This is a genomic window from Pseudoalteromonas sp. GB43 (genome assembly GCF_054923805.1).
This window is the reverse complement of record NZ_JBPCHJ010000001.1, coordinates 62,933-80,207: the sequence shown is the minus strand read 5'-3', so window position 1 is coordinate 80,207 and position 17,275 is coordinate 62,933. Positions and strand designations below refer to the sequence as shown.

Genomic DNA, 17,275 nt, shown 5'->3' with positions numbered 1-17,275 from the left:
AGCTAATATGATGAAATATCGATAATTTTTTAAAAAATATATGGATGAATCTAATTCTTTTTTCTATATTTGCATTATGCGATGCAATTTTTGATAGGAAAAGCCATGGCGGGTATTAACTTAGAGCAATTACCAATTGTGCTAAGACAGTTTAATGGAATAACAGAAAATCAAACTGTTAAAAAAGAACTTCAAGTTTTACTGAATCCTTATTTTAGTTTTAATGAGCTTTGTTTAATTAATATTGAAAACAATAAAGCATCAGTCGAAATGCGTACTATGAAGTATTTCGATTTTGAAGAAACATTGTTTATTGATGCTTTGATTGATGACTCAATGTTATGGGTTGAGATTAACAATAGCAGCATGTTTAGAACCCCAAGCAATGTAGAGAGTGCTTTAGTCTTTCAAGTACAAACAGGATTTGGTAAAGCTCAATGCCTGGTATTTTTATCTATTGAACCAGGAGCTTGTTTTAACGAACTTGAATCAATGCCATTACAAATTTTACTTCAACAAGTTGCACATCAATTAGAACATCAAACGAGGCTTAACAGGCAAAAATTTCATTCGACTTCACTATTAAGCCGTTTAGCTGAGCTTTCAAATCTATTTAATGACTTTGCCAGTGAATGGTTTTGGAAAACCACAGAAAATAATCTGTTTACAAACGTATTAACCTCAAACGTAGCAAACAATCTATACAAAAGGCATTTCCTGAATAAAACATTTGACGATGTAATAACTGAACATGAACAAACGCAGTTAAAAAAGTGGTCTCAATTTAAACACTTATTGTCAGAACAAAATGAATTTATAGATTTTGAATTTGAGATAAATTCATCACCTCAAGCTTGGGTGTCTTTTAGTGGTAAACCGCAATATGATGCAAATGGCCATTTCAAAGGCTATATGGGTATTGCAAAAGATATAACAGTAAATAAAGATAGAGAGTATGCACTTAATCTAGCGAAGAACAAGGCTGAAGAAGCCAGTCTTGCAAAATCGCAATTTTTAACTGTTATGTCGCATGAAATAAGAACCCCAATGAACGCCATTGTTGGCATGTTAGAACTACTCGCTGACTCTGAGTTAAATGAAAAACAGAGTAGGTGGTTAAATTACGCTAATACTAGTGCAGACCTTCTTCTAGATCTGATAAGCGATGTTTTAGATTTTTCAAAAATCGAAAGTGGCTCACTGCAACTTGATGTCAAAGCGACAGACATTTATACATTGGTTAAAAATATCGCTTCTCAATTCTTAGAAACAAGCCAAAGCACGGGCGTTATTTTTTCATCTGAAATAAAAACGGGATTACCTAAAACTATCGATATAGATAGTGCTCGCGTTGGACAGATCCTATTTAATATTTTAGATAATGCGATTAAATTTACTAAAGTTGGTACTGTTAATTTTAAAGTTGATAGTACCGAAAAAGAACTTATTTTTGAGATATCGGATACAGGGCAAGGTATGTCTCAGTCTCAACTTGAGACAATCTATGACGCTTTCAAACAACATGATGATGGTGTAAACAGGCAAGCTGAAGGGATAGGTCTTGGGCTGAGTATTACAAAAAGTCTGGTCGATCTTATGAAAGGAACTATCACTGTTGTTAGTGAGCCTAACGTAGGCACTAAATTTACGATAGTGATACCCTTTACCTTGGTAAAAGAGACCACTCACACACAGGAACAAGAACAGTCACTTGAGCCGATTTCTATTTTAGTAACAGAAGATAATAAAACGAATCAGGTGTTAATTAAGACATTCCTAGAAAAACTTAACCATCATGTAACACTTGCAGATAACGGCCAGCAGGCAATTGAAAAAGTGCAAGCAAGTACTTTTGATTTGGTTCTTATGGATATGATGATGCCGGTTATGGATGGAATAAGTGCAACTAAGTACATGCGCGAGAAACTAAACCTCACCATACCTATTGTGGCGTTAACTGCAAATGCTTCTAAACAAGATAAGAGCGCTTGTTTAGAAGCAGGAATGGACAAAGTGCTTACTAAACCAATCAGATTTCATGATTTAAATCGTGCTTTACGTATTTTATTCAGCCAATAAAAAAGCCCCAAATTGGGGCTTTAAAATAAACAATACTAATTTTACAACACCATTGCCGCAACCCAGCCAGCAATCAGTAGTGGAATATTAAAATGGATAAAAGTAGGCACGACAGAGTCCCAAATATGGTCGTGTTGACCATCTGCATTTAAGCCAGATGTTGGGCCAAGTGTTGAATCAGAGGCAGGGGAGCCCGCATCACCTAGCGCACCAGCAGTACCAACCAGTGCCGCAGTAGCCATAACAGAAAAGTTTAGTTCCATACAAAGTGGTACAAACAGGGTGGCTATAATTGGCACCGTCGAAAACGAGCTACCAATGCCCATGGTGATTAATAAGCCAACGAGTAAAATTAACGCAGCGGCAAGGGGTTTGTTACCCTCAATCAACCCTGCGGCAGAGCTAACTAATGAAGCTACATCACCGGTTGCTTTCATCACTGAAGCAAAACCTTGCGCCGAAATCATAATAAAGCCAATCATCGCCATCATAGCAATGCCTTTACTAAATACATCGCCGTTTTGTTCAAGTTTTACAACACCGAATAAGGTAAATATAGCTACCCCAACAAGACCACCTAGGATCATAGAGCCACTAATATTTTGTGCCACTAATGAACAAAGTACGGCGGTAATTCCCACTGCTAAAACCTTTTTAGGCTGTTCAATGACAACCTCTTGCTGTTGCTCTGTTAGGCTGTGAGACTCGTAACTACGGCGTTTTCGATAAGATATAAACACCGCAACCAATAAACCTAATAACATCCCAATGGCTGGAATGATCATTGCCATCGGCACTTGAGTATTAACAATCTCTAAGCCATTTTCAGTGAGGTTTTTGTGTAGTATCGAGTATAAATAAATGCCACCAAAACCATAAGGTAGCACCATGTAAGAGGTGGCTAAGCCGAAGGTTAAGATACACGCAATAGCACGTCTATCAAGGCGTAACTTGTTGAATACAACAAGCAGAGGCGGAATTAGAATTGGGATAAAAGCAATATGTACGGGTATCAAATTTTGCGACGAGATCGCACACAGTAAAATAATACTTAATATAAGATAACTAAGCGTCGTTTCGCCTTTATGGCTATTGTCGTTTACTTGCTTTAGTAACTTAGACGCTAAAATACGGGTTAAACCCGACTTAGAAATAGCCACCGCAAATGCACCTAACATCGCATAGCTCAGTGCTATTTCAGCGCCGCCCGATAAGCCATCATTAAATGCATTAACGGTTTGTGATAAACCAAAGTCGCGGTCAAACCCGCAACAATTGCGCTTACCGTCATCGCCACAATGACATTAATTCGACAAAGTGTCAGGATCAGCATCAACATAACGCCGACAATTACTGCATTCATATTGTTCTCTATTTGGCTGTTTTGAGAGAGTTTAACAGAACTCGTACGCGGTTTTTGCGATTTTGGTTATATGATTGCTGTTGATAACGTACTTCGATGATTATTTGCTCAAACTCACTTAAATATGCCTCTGTTCTAGGCTTTTGCTGTTTAATTAAAGCAATATTTTGCAGTGGCGTGTTGGTATCAACTGGCTCAATGCCTTGCTTTTTTGCCCACAGGTATAGCTTAGTGATGTCATCAACCAGCGGCTCTCTACTTCGAATAGGGCGTTTGTTATATAAGAAATAGCCAGTAAAGCTCAGTAATAATGTACCTAACACAATTAAAGGTGTTAGCCATGCTGACTTATTGCCAAACAGAGAATCAAATAAACTTTGTTGTGATTCTTGGTCAAACGTAAGCACCCAGTTAGTCCATTTATAGTCGAGTTCTTCAAGGTGAATTCTAAGCCAGTTTATTGCTTTAAAATGACTCCAACGTTTTAAACCAAAGTTAAGATTGTCATTAAAGCTTTCGTTTAAATCCCCCAGTTGTGATAACGAACCGTTTAAACGTTCCGGGGCAACAACAGAGGTAGCATCAAATATATGCCACTTTTCATCAAAGAACACTTCGACCCAAGCATGGGCATCATATTGGTAAATGTTAAGCGTAGCGGCTTTAGTTTGTTCTCCGCCTAAATAACCCGACACAACACGGGCAGGGTAACCAGCCACCCGAAACATAAATGCAGCGGTGCTGGCATAGTGACCACAAAAGCCTCGCTTGGTATCAAACACAAACTGGTCTAGCGTATTATCACCATACATGGGTGTAGGTGTTAATGTGTAAGCAAACTGCTGCTGATTAAAGTAATCAAGTAGCGAGTTAAAGTAAGCTTGCGCATTTTTATGCTCAGCAGCTAGTTCATTTGCCAAAGCTGTTGTTTGTGGATTGGTTGTTTTCGGTAAGCGGGTGTATAAGCGTTTTTCAAATTCATTTAGGCTCAGCGAGGCTTTGCTACTCGTTACCGCGTATTTAATGTTTTTGTTTAAGTTACCTTTGCGTTTTAACAAACCATTGTAGGTTGAGTGCACATCAGAATTAGCACTTTGCGCAAAGCCAACTGCAAAAAGCCAATTAGAAGATGAAGGCTCTGCAATAACCTGATAATTAACACCATTACTTTGAGTAATTGTACGGCGAATTGGGTTATATTGTTGCGATTTCAAAATGTCCGATATTAACCATTCACTACCATTAAACTCATCATGAATAAGACTGCGCCAGTAATAGGGGGCTTGTAAGGCTTGCTCTGGCTGTTGTTCTACCCGAAAAACTAAGTCATCAGATTCCGCTAATTTCGCAATCGAAAAGGGGTTAACTTGCTCTGATAAACCCGTTTTAGCAAGCTTTGGCCCCGGTAGCTGCCAAAACGCTGGAATTTTAGGTAAAAATAAAATCAAAAATGCCGCTATGGGTAAGGCTAGTAGTATGGTTTTAAAACTTTTTTTGTTAGCGGCCTTAAAGCTTTGCGGGCTAGTTAAATAGCCAAGTACCGCGAAGTTAACAATATAAAGTACACTGACTACCAAGGTTTCAAATAACCCTTGATGAAACAAATACACCGTTGAAAGGTTAAAAAACACCAGTAAACACACAGTTTGATACTGTTTAACGGTTTTCGCTTGTAGCAATTTAAAGCTACTAGCAAGTAGCATCATCGAGACAAATAACTTTACGGTATCGCCCACTCCAACCAGAACAAATAAGGCTACTAAGCAAACCGCAGCCAAAATATTTGCCACCAATCCATTTAGTTTTTTATAAAACTTACCTAAAAACAGGTTTAAAAAGCTAATGTTCGCCAATATGGCTAAGAATGGAGTCGCTACTTCAGTAAACAAAAAGCCACTGGTAACAATAAACAGCACTGATAAAACAGTATTTATAAGCGGCGTATTCATAATTAAAACTCCGCTAAAGCTTGTAGGCAGGTTGTTTGATGATTGACCCCTTGGCCTTTTGCAATGTATTTATTGGGTAAGGTTAACGAAAACGCCATGTGTTGGTCAGTTAATTGGTTCACCAAAAAACATAACTGGCTTAATCTATGCTCATTATTGCCACTCAACATATTGAAATTTAGTGCTAATTCCTGTGATGCGTCACTGGTAAATTCTTTCGTTAATAGCTGCTGAGTTTTAGCGTAGTGTTTCCACGATACCTTATTAAGCGCTGTACCTTGCACAAAAGGGGTAAGCTGGTAAAAGTCATCATTACCAGCTTTAACTTGTGCGTTATCGCCGTCGTGTTCGTCATTGTCATGGAGCTGAGTATCAAGCTTTTCAGTGGCGATAGGCTGTGGGTAAACATACACGGTTTCGGTTGGTTCAATGTAACTCCACACAGACACTAAACCAAATGGAAAGTGGCTAATGATTTTAATTCTATCAAAGCCATAAGCACCACGTTCACTACATTTAAGCACTATTTCAACGGTCTTTTTCTCTTTGTTTTGCAGTGATACAGTTTCAGATTCAAGGTTGTCATTAACCAGTTTTATAAGCTCACAGTGTGATCGTGCGTGAATTTGAAAACGCGCAAAAGGGTTTTTTGGCGCATAACTTTCGTTTATTGACTGGTATTTAACCGACAAACTTCGCACATTTTTATAGCCGGTGAGTATCGCAAATACTAAAACAACCACCATTAAATAGGCCATGGCTAAAATCAAGTTGTTTTGATAGTTAATGCCCATCACAAAGTTCAGTAAGGCAATTAGTAAAAACTGCCCACCAAGTTTTGAGGGTAATACATAAATTGTTTTATGCTGAAGCTCAATTTCGTTAGTTTTATGCTTGTTTTTTAATAACTTATTAAAAACTGACTGACGAAATTGATTAATAAAAGCAGGGCGCTTAAACATGTTTTATAAGCTTACGGGCACATGTTTAAGTGCATAGCCGCTGTCACCAGCATTTAAGCCAAGCCTGTGATCAGTCACACTAGGGAAAACCGCTTGTACATCTTCAGGCATTACAAAATCACGACCTTCAATATACGCCCATGACTTTGCAGCTCGGGCAAGCGCAATGCTCGCTCTTGGTGATAATGGGTTTACAAAATGGTTATCTTGGCGAGTAAACGCAACGAGCTCAAGAATATAATCAACCACCGCGTTGCTTATCGTTACAGTGTTTATTTCTTTTTGAATAACAGCAAGTTGCTCAGGGTTAATGCGCACAGGTAAGTCATCATAATTACGATTGTTTAAGCCTAAAATGAGGTTTTTCTCAGCGTGTTTATCAGGAAAACCTAGACTAATACGCATAAAAAAGCGGTCTAATTGCGACTCAGGTAACGGATAAGTACCAGATTGATGTACAGGATTTTGCGTAGCAATTACAAAAAATGGTGATGGTAGGGCGTGTTTAACCGAATCGACCGTCACTTGTTTTTCTTCCATTGCTTCTAACAGTGCACTTTGTGTTTTAGGACCGGCACGGTTAATTTCATCACCTAAAACAACTTGGCTGAATACAGGACCTTGATGAAATGAAAAACTATGTTCTTTAGCATCAAAGATGTTTGTACCAAGAATATCAGAAGGCAATAAATCGCTAGTAAATTGAATACGTTGATACGACAAACCAAGAACTGCGGCAAGTGCATGAGATAACGTGGTTTTTCCCATGCCTGGTAAATCTTCAATTAACAGGTGACCTTCACTAAATAAACACGTAAGGGCGAGCTTGATTTGTTGTTGCTTACCAAAAATAACCGTTGATAGGTCATCGATAATGAGTTGGATTGTCGAATTCATAAACTACTTAATTTGTTATGGTTTCCATCAATTCTAGACGTTTCATAACAGAGTCGACTTTTTTTGCGTTGAATGGTTTGGCGATAAAACCTTTAGCACCTAATTCCCAGGTGTTTTGCACATTCTCAAGACTATTATGCCCAGAGCACATAACAACATGAGTATGAGGATGGCGGTCATTTAAGTATTCAAGAATTTCCGTACCGTCAGTGTCAGGTAGTTCAATATCAAGAAAGATGACATTAGGTGACTTTTCTTCAATAACCGTTTTAGCTGATTCAAAATCTCGACTTTCTAAAATATCGTCAAAACCAAGACCAGTTAAAATTTGATTTAGATAGTCGCGGATATCTTGCATATCATCGATTATCAGAATAGGTTCTAACGGCTTCACAAATTCCATATCGTTTACATCTTATCGTTACATCTCAAGTTGATAGTTTTAATATAAGTCATGAGATAACTAAGCTCAAGAAACAAGCACTAATAAAATGAATAATATGATAAAACAACACCTTAATGTCCGATACCGTCTAGTATTGGACTTAACATGCACAGAGAAAAGGTATAGCTATGTAGAGACACTTTACTTCCTATAATTTATATTATGTTAAATAAGGCGTTTATCTTTATAATCAGGTTCATTGGTCGTTAGATTCTAAGGTTTTTTAACCCCTTTTTTGCTTAATTTGGGTTTTCACGAATTTATAGCTTTTTATGAAATGGTCATTTCTAAACGTGGCAATCTAAGCATTTTAATTTCACTACCGCACCTTGGTTGTTTGTATATTTTTAAATATAGTAAGGAGTAATAATACCAGTTACCTTGGCTGTTATGATCAATAGATTTCACTCATCGAAGCAAAAAGCCAAGAGCAACCGGTTAGTTGAACAAAATAATATGGCAAATAATTTTTATAACCACTACAAATATTTCATCGAGCATTGTGAAGCAATAAATGCTCGATTTGCATCAAGTGAAATTACCATTAAACCTGAAGTTTTGTACAAAAAGATGTTTCCTCATCCTTCAATAAACAAGAATGTGAACGAAGTTGATATTTCAATAATTGACGAAGCTTTTAAGAGTTACGTTAGTAATTTTTATAACTTCATAAAGCATGAAAAGAACGTTGGTTTAAATGGAGTCTTCACCGAAACGAATGAATACGGTGAACCAACCGAAGGTCTTAAACTATTTTTTTTAAAAGAAGAGTTCTTTTGTAAATTAGAAATCCCTGGTTTGATTGTTTCGACAAAAATCTCACAAGAACGTGAAATCTTTATACATATTCAAAATTGTCACGATTTAATCTTAATGTTGGTAAATTTTCATGGTGCTACTAACAGCATTCAACTTACAAACGAGTTAAATAAAAAATTTAGTAAATTTACAGACAAGTACTTTGATGAGAGAAAAGAGCATATTACTTTAAATGTTTGAACTAAGTTTCAAATCATTAGTAGTTATAATTAGTTAATTTAATGGAATAGATTCAAACCTAAAGCCGCCCCGCTATCTTTAAGCCAGCCTACGATTTCACCTCCCCCAATTAAACGCCCTAGCAACACCCAGCGCTATTTCATGCAATACAACAAAACCCGCGCCGTATAAGGTGGCCCAAACTGGGATGATGATAAAATCGAGGGTTGAAGTAGATGATGAAACGGCGACTTCTTGGTAATTTGTAAGCCAAGGGTAAAAACCAAAGCCGTAAAGAATAAAGCCGTAAAGAATAACGATTGGAGCCGAAAACAGTATTAAACGCAGTTTTCGCTGTTTAAAAAATGGCATAAATGAGATGCCTAGCATTAGTAATAAAGGCACGAATACGTAGATCACCGAGGTAAAATCATTCAGTTTCATGCCTAAACCGATGGTTACTATCAGCATAAATAAAGCAGTAAAAATGCGGTAAGCGGCTGTAAAATTCATAGTCATTCCTTGTAATACCAATTCGCTTAATTAAGTAGTCAATTTTGAGGCAATAAAACCTCGTTGATAGCAAGGCAAAAATTTCGTTATTTAGTTGTTCTAAATCAGAAATTTTTAACGCAGTTAGCGACAGGTTTAATCCCTCAAAATGATTAAGTATTATTGCGGATTGGTATAAAGTACCTACAACCACCCTAGCACGCTTATTTATAAATGACTATTTTATAAACCAATTTGCCTATTACAGCCGACACTTTCTACAAAGTATTTATCATGGCTTACGAGTATAAACCCGCCTTTAAAGCCCTGTAATGACTGAGCCAAGAGCTGTTTTGATTCAAGGTCGAGATGATTATCGGGCTCATCGAGTAACAAGAATGCAGTACTTTCAATATTACTGACGATACACATGGCGAGCTTCATTTTTTCACCGCCACTTAAAAGTGCGGCATGTTTAAAAACAGCGTCTTTTCTAAAGCCGATACTAGCAAGTAGAGTACGCACGGTGCTCACATCTAGGCTTTTACAGTAAAACAAAATGTTATCAAGCAGGGTTAGCTCGTTGTTTATTAATGCAAAATGTTGGTCTAAATAATAGAGTGCTTGATTGCAATGTAACTGCCCTGCTTTTACTGGTATGTCGTATGTCAGAGTTTTAAGTAAGGTTGATTTACCAGTGCCATTAGCACCCGCTAAATGAATTTTATCATCATTGAACACCTGAAAATTAAGCGGCTTTTGTGTTCCGTATGCTAATACAACGTTCTCCAGGCTAAGTACTTTATGGTGCTTGGCTGTATCTGATTGCACTAAATAAAATTGCTGCGCTTTAGTTTGTTCAAGCTTGCTAGAAAGTTGTTGCTTATTACGAATGAGTTCACCTTCTCGCTTAACGGCGTTTTTACTTTTAGATGATAAATTAGCGCTGGCTTTGTCTTTTTTAGCATCCATCAACACTTTAGGCTGACTGCCTGACTTTCTTAAGGCTGCGCCCTGACATGCTCGTTTTTGTGCTTTTTGCTTCTGTAGTTGTTCAGCTGCCTTAAGCTTACTTTGCTGTTTAACAATGTGGTTTAATTTATTTTCAAGGGCAGCAACTTGCTGCTGCTTTTGTATTTGGTACTCAGAAAAACGGATACCATATTGTGTTAAAACCAAGGGTTGTTAGCTCCCAAACTTCATGGGCTTGTTCTAATAATTCTTGGTCGTGACTTATTAGTAATAATTGCCCTTTAAAGCTTTGTATTTGCTTTATAAGCCAGCTTTTGCCTTTTGCATCTAGGTGGTTTGATGGCTCATCCAGTATTAAAATGTCGGGCTTTATGCAGGTAAATAGTGTCCAAAGTTTTAATTGACTAAGCTGAACACCACTTAAATATTTGCTTAGTGAGTAAGGGGTTTTGTTGTTTACGCCAAGCCTTACAAGTTCTGCATTAAAGCGCTCTGGTAAGTCCCAATTACCCTCAACTAACATTAAGTTTTGCTCTGTAACATGCCCTTGGTTTATAGCATCAAGGGCATTAAACACAGGCTCTAGCCCAATAGCCTCTGCAATAGTTTGGTTATCAGCCTGATTTACATCGTTCATTTGTCGGTAAAAGCCAAGGGTTGAATTACAAACAACCGTACCAAAGCTAGGCTCTTTTTGCTTAGCAAGTAGTGATGCTAAAATAGATTTACCGCAGCCGTTCCTGCCGACTAATGCGGTGACTTTAGCAGTGAGTGAAAATGAAAGGTCGTTAAATACAACATCGCCATTGCCATGTTGGTAACATAAATTAAAAGCTTGAAGTTGTGGCATAGTGCCTCCTGTACTACAGGGGCATAAGCGCTTGATCACACGAAAAGTAATATTATAAAAGTGATAGTGAGCAACGCCTACTAACCCTGTTGGTCCAAAAAGATAAAAATGAAATTGGATAACAGGTTTAGTTGTTCATGTTGGCGGTAACTCCTAAAAAGTGAGGCTAGATAATAACCACCCTGTGCTCAAATAGCAACGAGTTATGATAGTCTTAAATTATTAGCTGCTTAAAGGAATGTATTTTGAATTTAGTTAAAAGCCCTCTTGCCTCGCAAAACCCCATTCAAGTTAAGATGCAAATTAATGAAAGTAAACGTGTATTTGTTATTGGCGATTTAGATGCAGATTTAACTAAATTTGAACAGGCGCTTTGCTCTGTTAATTTTAATCCAAGCAAAGATATTTTGTTTTCACTGGGTGATGTGATTGATCGGGGGGAGCACAGCATTGCGTTACTTTCTCGTTTTAAAGAGCTTGGTGTACATATGTGCCTTGGTAACCACGAGCATATGTTGCTTGAGTCTTTACTTGCAAAGGATAAAAGTTACTACCGTTTATGGGTTGAGAATGGCGTTGTTGGCATTTAGATGCAACTGATGAAGAGCTCGCATTTGTCTGTAAGCAGCTACTTAACTGCCCGCTTTCTTACTATGTTGAATACGGCAAAATTAAAGTTGGTTTATCACATACAACACATGCGGATTGGGATTGGCAAAATCCTACTCAAGATATACAACAAGCGATTGGCACTTTGCTTTGGGATAGGAGCTTAACCAAAGCGAAAAAACCTTTAATAAATCCAAGTATCGACTTTTCAGTGCATGGTCATAACACAACCAAAAAGCCCTATTGGCTTGGCAATAGTTACCACCTTGATACTAATTACCTCAGCGGTAAGCCCACCATTGTTGAGCTTAGCACGCTGATCAAGCAGTTTTCATCAATGTAAACTTGCCAGTCGTTCGACCGTTTTCTCTTCAAGGTATTTTTTGTAGGTTAGTCTTGCATGCCACAACTGCTCATCTGTTTCTTGAATGTAGATGATTGGGCCAGCAGTTTTGCTTGCCAGGCTAGTTAGTTTACTGTATTCACGCGTATCAATTTTGCCATCGCTAAAGTAGCTTTGTGCGGTATGTAGAAATTCATCGTCTTTATAAATATCACTATGCCAAATAAGCGAGCGATACATACTAGCAGTTATTTCGGTTGGCTTATCGTTTGAACGAAAGAGCTTCACTTCGGTATAAATAGAATTACCGGTGAATACAATCCCTATTAACGACAACGTCGTAAGAGTCATCATCCATTTCATGCTCTATTCCTCTCAGTTAGGTACTAATTTAACTATAGGAGAGAAAGATGAATGTATGCTGTTTATTTAATCAATTAGAATTAGCGTAACTATTTGCAGGATACTTAATTATTGTTTTTAGTCCCTAATTTACTGCTTTGGGGTTTGAACATAAATTTGTGTATTAGGCTAAAAGGTCTAATACACAAGCATCAAGTTAATGAAGCGCTGCTGTAAATGGAATATTTTTACAGATTTCGGCTTCTGCAATAAGGATTTCTTCAAGGCGTGTATCAACCTCTTGCTTATCGAAATACTCGTAAGCAAGTTCAACGAATAAGTTTTTATGTTTTTCTTCTGATTTTGCAATCGCGACATAAAACTCTTTTTCTTTGCCTGCAGGTAAAGCCTCTGCAACAAGCGAAAAGCGCTCGTGTCCGCGTGCTTCAATAACGCCTGCTACTAATAAACGGTCCATTAAGAATTCATCACGACCATTTCTAAATACCGCACGAATTTGTTTGATGTAAGGATTCTTTTTGGTCATTGCCAAGTGATACATCACGTTCCATTAATAGCTTTAAAACTTGCTTAAAGTGGATCATTTCTTCCAGTGCTAAGTCTGTCATGGCTCTAACAAGCTTGCGACGGTCTGGGTAATGAGAAAGCATAGACATAGCCATGCCTGATGCTTTTTTCTCTGCTGCAGCATGATCTTGTAAAAAGGTATCGAAGTCAGCTAAGACACCTTCTGTCCATTCAAATGGCGTGTGGTATTTCAATTCAAACATGATGAGGAACAACTAAACTTATAATTACGGCGATTTTAACGTATTTTATGTGTGATTATAACCAAGAGATTTATCAATTTTACCACTTCGGGTAGATGACACTTTATCTGGGTGTTTTATGTCATTCCACGCTGTGACTTTGCCACCCATATTCAGCTGTTTAAAGCTAATTGGCTGCTGAGTGTTTAAAAACTGCTGAAGTAATTGCGGGCTGTTTGAGTCTGCTACATTAAGCGTTAATAACTGGTTTGTACGCCCTTTAAAGTAGTCTGCCACTTGCTGTTGGTGACGCTGATAACACGCTGTTAAGTATTCATCAGATTCTAACTCTGCCAAGCTATACTGACCAAACACATCAAAATAACAGCGCTTTAAATGGCTATTAAAACCACCATCTGGGCGCATTAAATTAGTGTGCATGCGTGCTAATAACTGCCTTATAGATGGCAACCATTTAGTTAAATCGCGCTCGAGGTTGATAAAACGGCTATTTGCAAAGTGCTCATCAAGCAAGGCGTATTCACTAAAAACTGGAGTATCAGCAATAACATCTGCACTTGTAATTGCTTGTTGGGTATAGGCTGTGTGGGCGGTTTTATAACCGAGTTGTAAAAAGCTGTTACAGATACTAGTTGTGCCGGTTCGTGGTAAACCGATTATAAAAATTTTAGAGCTCATGGCACCTGATCAAATGCTAACCACAGCGATTTGTCGTTGACTGGGGTTAACCTTGGTAAATCATAATTATGCAATTCTATAACAATTTTGTCGTGTAGGTGGGCGTTTTTTATAAAGTTTCCGTTGTACTTAAAAAATAACTCGTCAAATTCACCGCTTTGCTGCATAACCTTAATCCCCTGAGAAACGGCTTTAGCAATATTAGTATTATGTTTATTAAAAAAGAAATAGATTGGGCTTTTGTATTTGAGCATTAGATGCGGCAGAACGACCAACGGCATTTCTTCTTTAAAATACGCAAGTTCATCTTGGATCTCTAATACTGAACGAGGAAATAAATCCCCCCTTCCTCTATCTAACATTACAAACAATGATTCAAAGTCCATTGCCGTTGCCACTGTTAAACCGTTACTTATTAGAATTCGTGTATCTGACCAATCTGCACCCTGAACTAAGTTAATCGATTTTAAATCATCAAGAGATTTTAGCTTCTTCAACCTCGGTAACTTATCTTCTGTAGTAAACATTAATCGCCAACCAAATAAGCCTTTAAATATAGGAACTCGTAGAGGGAGCAAAGTGTCTTCACGCTCTTGGTTTGTCATGCTCCAAGTAACATTGATAGATCCAGTCGTTTCAATTTCTTTTAAAACACGATTTTGGCTTAATAATTCAGGTGCGGGTGATAAGGTAAACTTATAACCACTTCTTTTTAAAGCTGTACGAAGAAGTATTAAAGGATAAAGTACTTCTTCGTCTAAGCTATCCATTGTTTTAGGATAAACAACATGTAAAGTGGTTGGTGGTGTTACGCGATTTTTCTTGGCATTAATTGTTTTTACATTGGCAAATAAACAAGTTGAAAATAAGAACAACAAACATGGAAAAACAATTTTTAGCATATCAGAAAACCTGTGTAACTAATAACATCACAGCGCTAATCAAAATAGTAATGAAAGTAAGCATCATACCTAATACACGTAATTTCATCAGATTATCAGCAAGTGCGTAACTATGACAAAAACGACCAGCAACCAGCATTGCACCTAAAATATAGCAATAATGGCTTGGGAGGCCTTGGTACTCTAATAAAAATAGCAGGATCAACGAAAAAGGCACATATTCAATAAAATTAGCATGAGTTCGTATAGCTGCTTGTAGGCTTTTATCTCCCCCGTCACCAAGTGAAATGCGTTTTGCTCTACGTAATTTGATCACGCGAAAGCTAAGTTGAATGTATAAAATGGCCAAGATGGCAGCAAACGTTGAAACAATCACAGTTTTTCCAATTTTTATTTAAAGTTAGACGCTTAGCATAATTTATTGCTAGGCTGTTAAGTAAGTAGTTAGGTTAGCTCACTATGATATTTAATGTCTAACAGTTCTTAAGGAAGTGCATGTTTACGCCAAGAAAAATCGCCGATAACTACCGCGAAATGATCAGTAGTATCGGATTTTACCCATCAATGCTCTCTGTGATGTTTTTAGTTTTTGGATTAATTACTACTGCGGTCGAGTACTCGTCATTATCAATGGAATTTAAAAAGCTGATTGGTGTGTTATTGGTCGATAGCGAGGAGAATGCCCGTACCATCCTCAGCACACTTGCCGGCAGCATTATCTCATTAACGGTTTTTAGTTTTTCTATGGTTATGGTGGTGCTTAATAGTGCAAGTGCCAGTCTTTCGCCGCGTGTGTTGCCGTGATTTTATTACCCGTAAGTCGCACCAATTAGTACTGGGGTTTTATCTTGGTAGTATTATCTACACCATATTAATGCTGATAAACATACGCACCATTGGTGATGGAGATATGGGTATTCCATCACTTGGTATCTTCTTTTCATTGGTGTTTGGTTTAATTTCGCTTGGTTTTTTTGTGTTTTTTATTCACTCAATTTCAAAAGCAATTCAAGTCGATAATGTACTAAACGACTTATTTAAAAATACCAAAGGCGAGCTTAAATGCATAATTGACATGCAACAAAAAAATCCTGTTGAGCATTTTCCTGAGTTTGATGACTGGCATAGTGTTAAAAGTAAAACAGAAGGTTACTTTAAAGGGGCACATAGCGATAAGTTGTGTGCGTTATGCCAACAGCACGGTATTAAAATTTATATTTCGGTTAAACAAGGCTTCTTTACAGTAAAGGGATACCCGTTTTTAAAGTGTGATACTGACTTATCTGACAAACCTGAACTGGTAGAACAATTACTAGACTGTTTTATCTTTTATATCGAAGAATATATTAGTGACCATTACCGCTACGGTATGACACAAATTTCAGAAATCGCTGTTAAAGCTATGAGCCCGGGTATTAACGATCCCGGTACTGCGGTAAAAGCCATAGATATGTTGAGCATATTACTGATATTGCGCTTAGACATTTACGATGTGAATTACTCGCTTAAACGTTGCGAGAACAATCAACCGCACCTGTTTATTCACGAAACCTCATTCGATGAGCTGCTGCATGATAACTTCACACCAATTCGTAACTACGCAAAAAATGACGCTTATGTAATGGTTAACGTGCTTGAGGCATTTAAAAACATATTGTTTAGAGCATCTGATAACAATAAAGCAACTGATAGCCTATTTGTTTATTTAGGGGCAATTATTGAAGATATAGATAAGCATATTAGTAATGAGTACGACCGTGAGCAAATCACTAATATGCTAAAAGCGATTGCTCGTATTTCAGAGCAACAAGGTGAAAAATTGCTGGCAAGGTTTGCCAGCAATCAATAAGTTAACTTAGTTTTCGATTAAATAAACCGCATAGCTGCTTGCGGTAATCGTAAGCTCACCACCATTGTATGCATCAGGTACATAGTTATCTGGTGCAGCTTCTGCCATAACCATTTTGCTGGCACGCATATAAGGTTGGCTACCTGTATCAAGTGGGCTACTTGAAGCTGTATAAAGACCTTTAAGCTCTACCCCATAGTCATTGGCAAATTCTTTCGCCGCAGCACGGGCATCTTTAATGGCTAGCTTTTGCGCTTGCTTTTGTAGCTCTTCGTACTTGCTTGATACAAATTGCGTTTGATTAATTTCATTAATGCCGGAATTCACTAGTTGCTGAAGCATAATTGGGTATTTTTTTATATCAGTTAAAGTTACAGACAGGCTACGCGTTACTCTATAACCTACAAACTCTTGCTTACCCGTTTCACGATTATATTCTGTTTGGCGATTAATCGAGATATTAGACGCATAAATGCCCTTTTCTTCTACGCCTTGGTTTTTAGCGAGCTTAATCGCTTTCGCCATGGTTGCATCGGCTTTGTTTTTCGCGGCAATTAAATCTTTATCTACTTCAACAATACCTACTGTCAGTTTAACGTTATCAGGGATCGCTTTAACCGTTGCATTACCTTGTATATAAATATGTGGCGCATCAGGTGTTGCTTGTGCTAACACATTAAAACTAAGTGCTGCCGCCATAGCGGTAAAAACTAACTTACGCATAATACTGTTCCTTAATTTAAAACTCCGTTCATTATCACCTTAAAGGGTTAA

At 37.6% G+C, this 17,275-nt stretch carries 15 protein-coding genes and 3 pseudogenes; 4 read left to right on the top strand and 14 right to left on the bottom strand.

The window, feature by feature from the left end; translation table 11 throughout:
• Window positions 1–105: 105 nt before the first annotated feature.
• Complete coding sequence (locus ACRWSG_RS00420; protein WP_462165326.1) at window positions 106–2,079, top strand: response regulator; 1,974 nt, start codon at window positions 106–108, stop codon at window positions 2,077–2,079.
• A 41-nt stretch (window positions 2,080–2,120) separates the two neighbouring features.
• On the opposite strand, the pseudogene ACRWSG_RS00415 reads toward ACRWSG_RS00420, so the two are convergent.
• The 5 genes and pseudogenes from ACRWSG_RS00415 to ACRWSG_RS00395 form a co-directional block, all read right to left on the bottom strand.
• Window positions 2,121–3,442, bottom strand: a pseudogene (locus ACRWSG_RS00415) (Na+/H+ antiporter family protein).
• Window positions 3,443–3,450: 8 nt separating this feature from the next.
• Window positions 3,451–5,391 carry a transglutaminase TgpA family protein gene (locus ACRWSG_RS00410; RefSeq protein WP_462165325.1) on the bottom strand — a complete coding sequence of 647 codons (1,941 nt, stop codon included), beginning with the start codon at window positions 5,389–5,391 and terminating at the stop codon, window positions 3,451–3,453.
• Between the two features lie 2 nt (window positions 5,392–5,393).
• On the bottom strand, window positions 5,394–6,353 hold the full coding sequence (locus ACRWSG_RS00405) for a DUF58 domain-containing protein (protein WP_235376640.1): 960 nt from the start codon (window positions 6,351–6,353) through the stop codon (window positions 5,394–5,396).
• Between the two features lie 3 nt (window positions 6,354–6,356).
• The gene (locus ACRWSG_RS00400) at window positions 6,357–7,250 is read right to left on the bottom strand and encodes an AAA family ATPase (protein ID WP_235376639.1); all 894 of its coding nucleotides are present in this window, start codon (window positions 7,248–7,250) and stop codon (window positions 6,357–6,359) included.
• 7 nt (window positions 7,251–7,257) lie between these two features.
• Window positions 7,258–7,653, bottom strand: a complete 396-nt coding sequence (locus ACRWSG_RS00395; protein WP_235376638.1) for a response regulator — start codon at window positions 7,651–7,653, stop codon at window positions 7,258–7,260.
• A gap of 498 nt (window positions 7,654–8,151) precedes the next feature.
• Here ACRWSG_RS00395 and ACRWSG_RS00390 point away from each other — a divergent pair, with 498 nt between their 5' ends.
• On the top strand, window positions 8,152–8,694 hold the full coding sequence (locus tag ACRWSG_RS00390; protein WP_462165324.1) for a hypothetical protein: 543 nt from the start codon (window positions 8,152–8,154) through the stop codon (window positions 8,692–8,694).
• 96 nt (window positions 8,695–8,790) lie between these two features.
• Here ACRWSG_RS00390 and ACRWSG_RS00385 read toward each other — a convergent pair whose 3' ends face one another.
• The 3 genes from ACRWSG_RS00385 to ACRWSG_RS00375 form a co-directional block, all read right to left on the bottom strand.
• Complete coding sequence (locus tag ACRWSG_RS00385) at window positions 8,791–9,186, bottom strand: hypothetical protein (RefSeq protein ID WP_462165323.1); 396 nt, start codon at window positions 9,184–9,186, stop codon at window positions 8,791–8,793.
• A gap of 222 nt (window positions 9,187–9,408) precedes the next feature.
• A complete protein-coding gene (locus tag ACRWSG_RS00380) occupies window positions 9,409–10,344 on the bottom strand; it encodes an ATP-binding cassette domain-containing protein (RefSeq protein WP_462165322.1) in 936 nt (311 codons plus the stop codon).
• Window positions 10,310–10,987: an ATP-binding cassette domain-containing protein gene (locus ACRWSG_RS00375; protein WP_462165321.1), complete on the bottom strand. Its 678-nt coding sequence runs from the start codon at window positions 10,985–10,987 to the stop codon at window positions 10,310–10,312. The genes ACRWSG_RS00380 and ACRWSG_RS00375 overlap by 35 nt, the downstream gene beginning before the upstream one ends.
• A 245-nt stretch (window positions 10,988–11,232) precedes the next feature.
• On the opposite strand from ACRWSG_RS00375, the gene ACRWSG_RS00370 reads away from it, so the two are divergent.
• Complete coding sequence (locus ACRWSG_RS00370) at window positions 11,233–11,577, top strand: metallophosphoesterase (protein ID WP_462165320.1); 345 nt, start codon at window positions 11,233–11,235, stop codon at window positions 11,575–11,577.
• Between the two features lie 353 nt (window positions 11,578–11,930).
• Here ACRWSG_RS00370 and ACRWSG_RS00365 read toward each other — a convergent pair whose 3' ends face one another.
• The 5 genes and pseudogenes from ACRWSG_RS00365 to ACRWSG_RS00345 form a co-directional block, all read right to left on the bottom strand.
• Window positions 11,931–12,302, bottom strand: coding sequence for a hypothetical protein (locus ACRWSG_RS00365; protein ID WP_187489592.1), 372 nt, complete (start codon window positions 12,300–12,302; stop codon window positions 11,931–11,933).
• 196 nt (window positions 12,303–12,498) lie between these two features.
• A pseudogene (locus ACRWSG_RS00360) lies at window positions 12,499–13,072 on the bottom strand (MiaE family protein).
• A gap of 45 nt (window positions 13,073–13,117) precedes the next feature.
• A complete protein-coding gene (locus tag ACRWSG_RS00355; RefSeq protein ID WP_166340117.1) occupies window positions 13,118–13,750 on the bottom strand; it encodes a sulfotransferase in 633 nt (210 codons plus the stop codon).
• Entirely contained in the window at window positions 13,747–14,652 is a 906-nt protein-coding gene (locus ACRWSG_RS00350; RefSeq protein WP_462165319.1) for a substrate-binding periplasmic protein, read from the bottom strand. The genes ACRWSG_RS00355 and ACRWSG_RS00350 overlap by 4 nt, the downstream gene beginning before the upstream one ends.
• Window position 14,653: 1 nt before the next feature.
• A complete protein-coding gene (locus tag ACRWSG_RS00345) occupies window positions 14,654–15,028 on the bottom strand; it encodes an MAPEG family protein (protein ID WP_166340113.1) in 375 nt (124 codons plus the stop codon).
• A 119-nt stretch (window positions 15,029–15,147) separates the two neighbouring features.
• Between ACRWSG_RS00345 and ACRWSG_RS00340 the strand changes: the two are divergent.
• Window positions 15,148–16,501 (top strand): annotated as a pseudogene (locus ACRWSG_RS00340) (DUF2254 domain-containing protein).
• 6 nt (window positions 16,502–16,507) lie between these two features.
• On the opposite strand, the gene ACRWSG_RS00335 reads toward ACRWSG_RS00340, so the two are convergent.
• Complete coding sequence (locus tag ACRWSG_RS00335) at window positions 16,508–17,224, bottom strand: SIMPL domain-containing protein (RefSeq protein ID WP_054553878.1); 717 nt, start codon at window positions 17,222–17,224, stop codon at window positions 16,508–16,510.
• Window positions 17,225–17,275 lie beyond the last annotated feature (51 nt).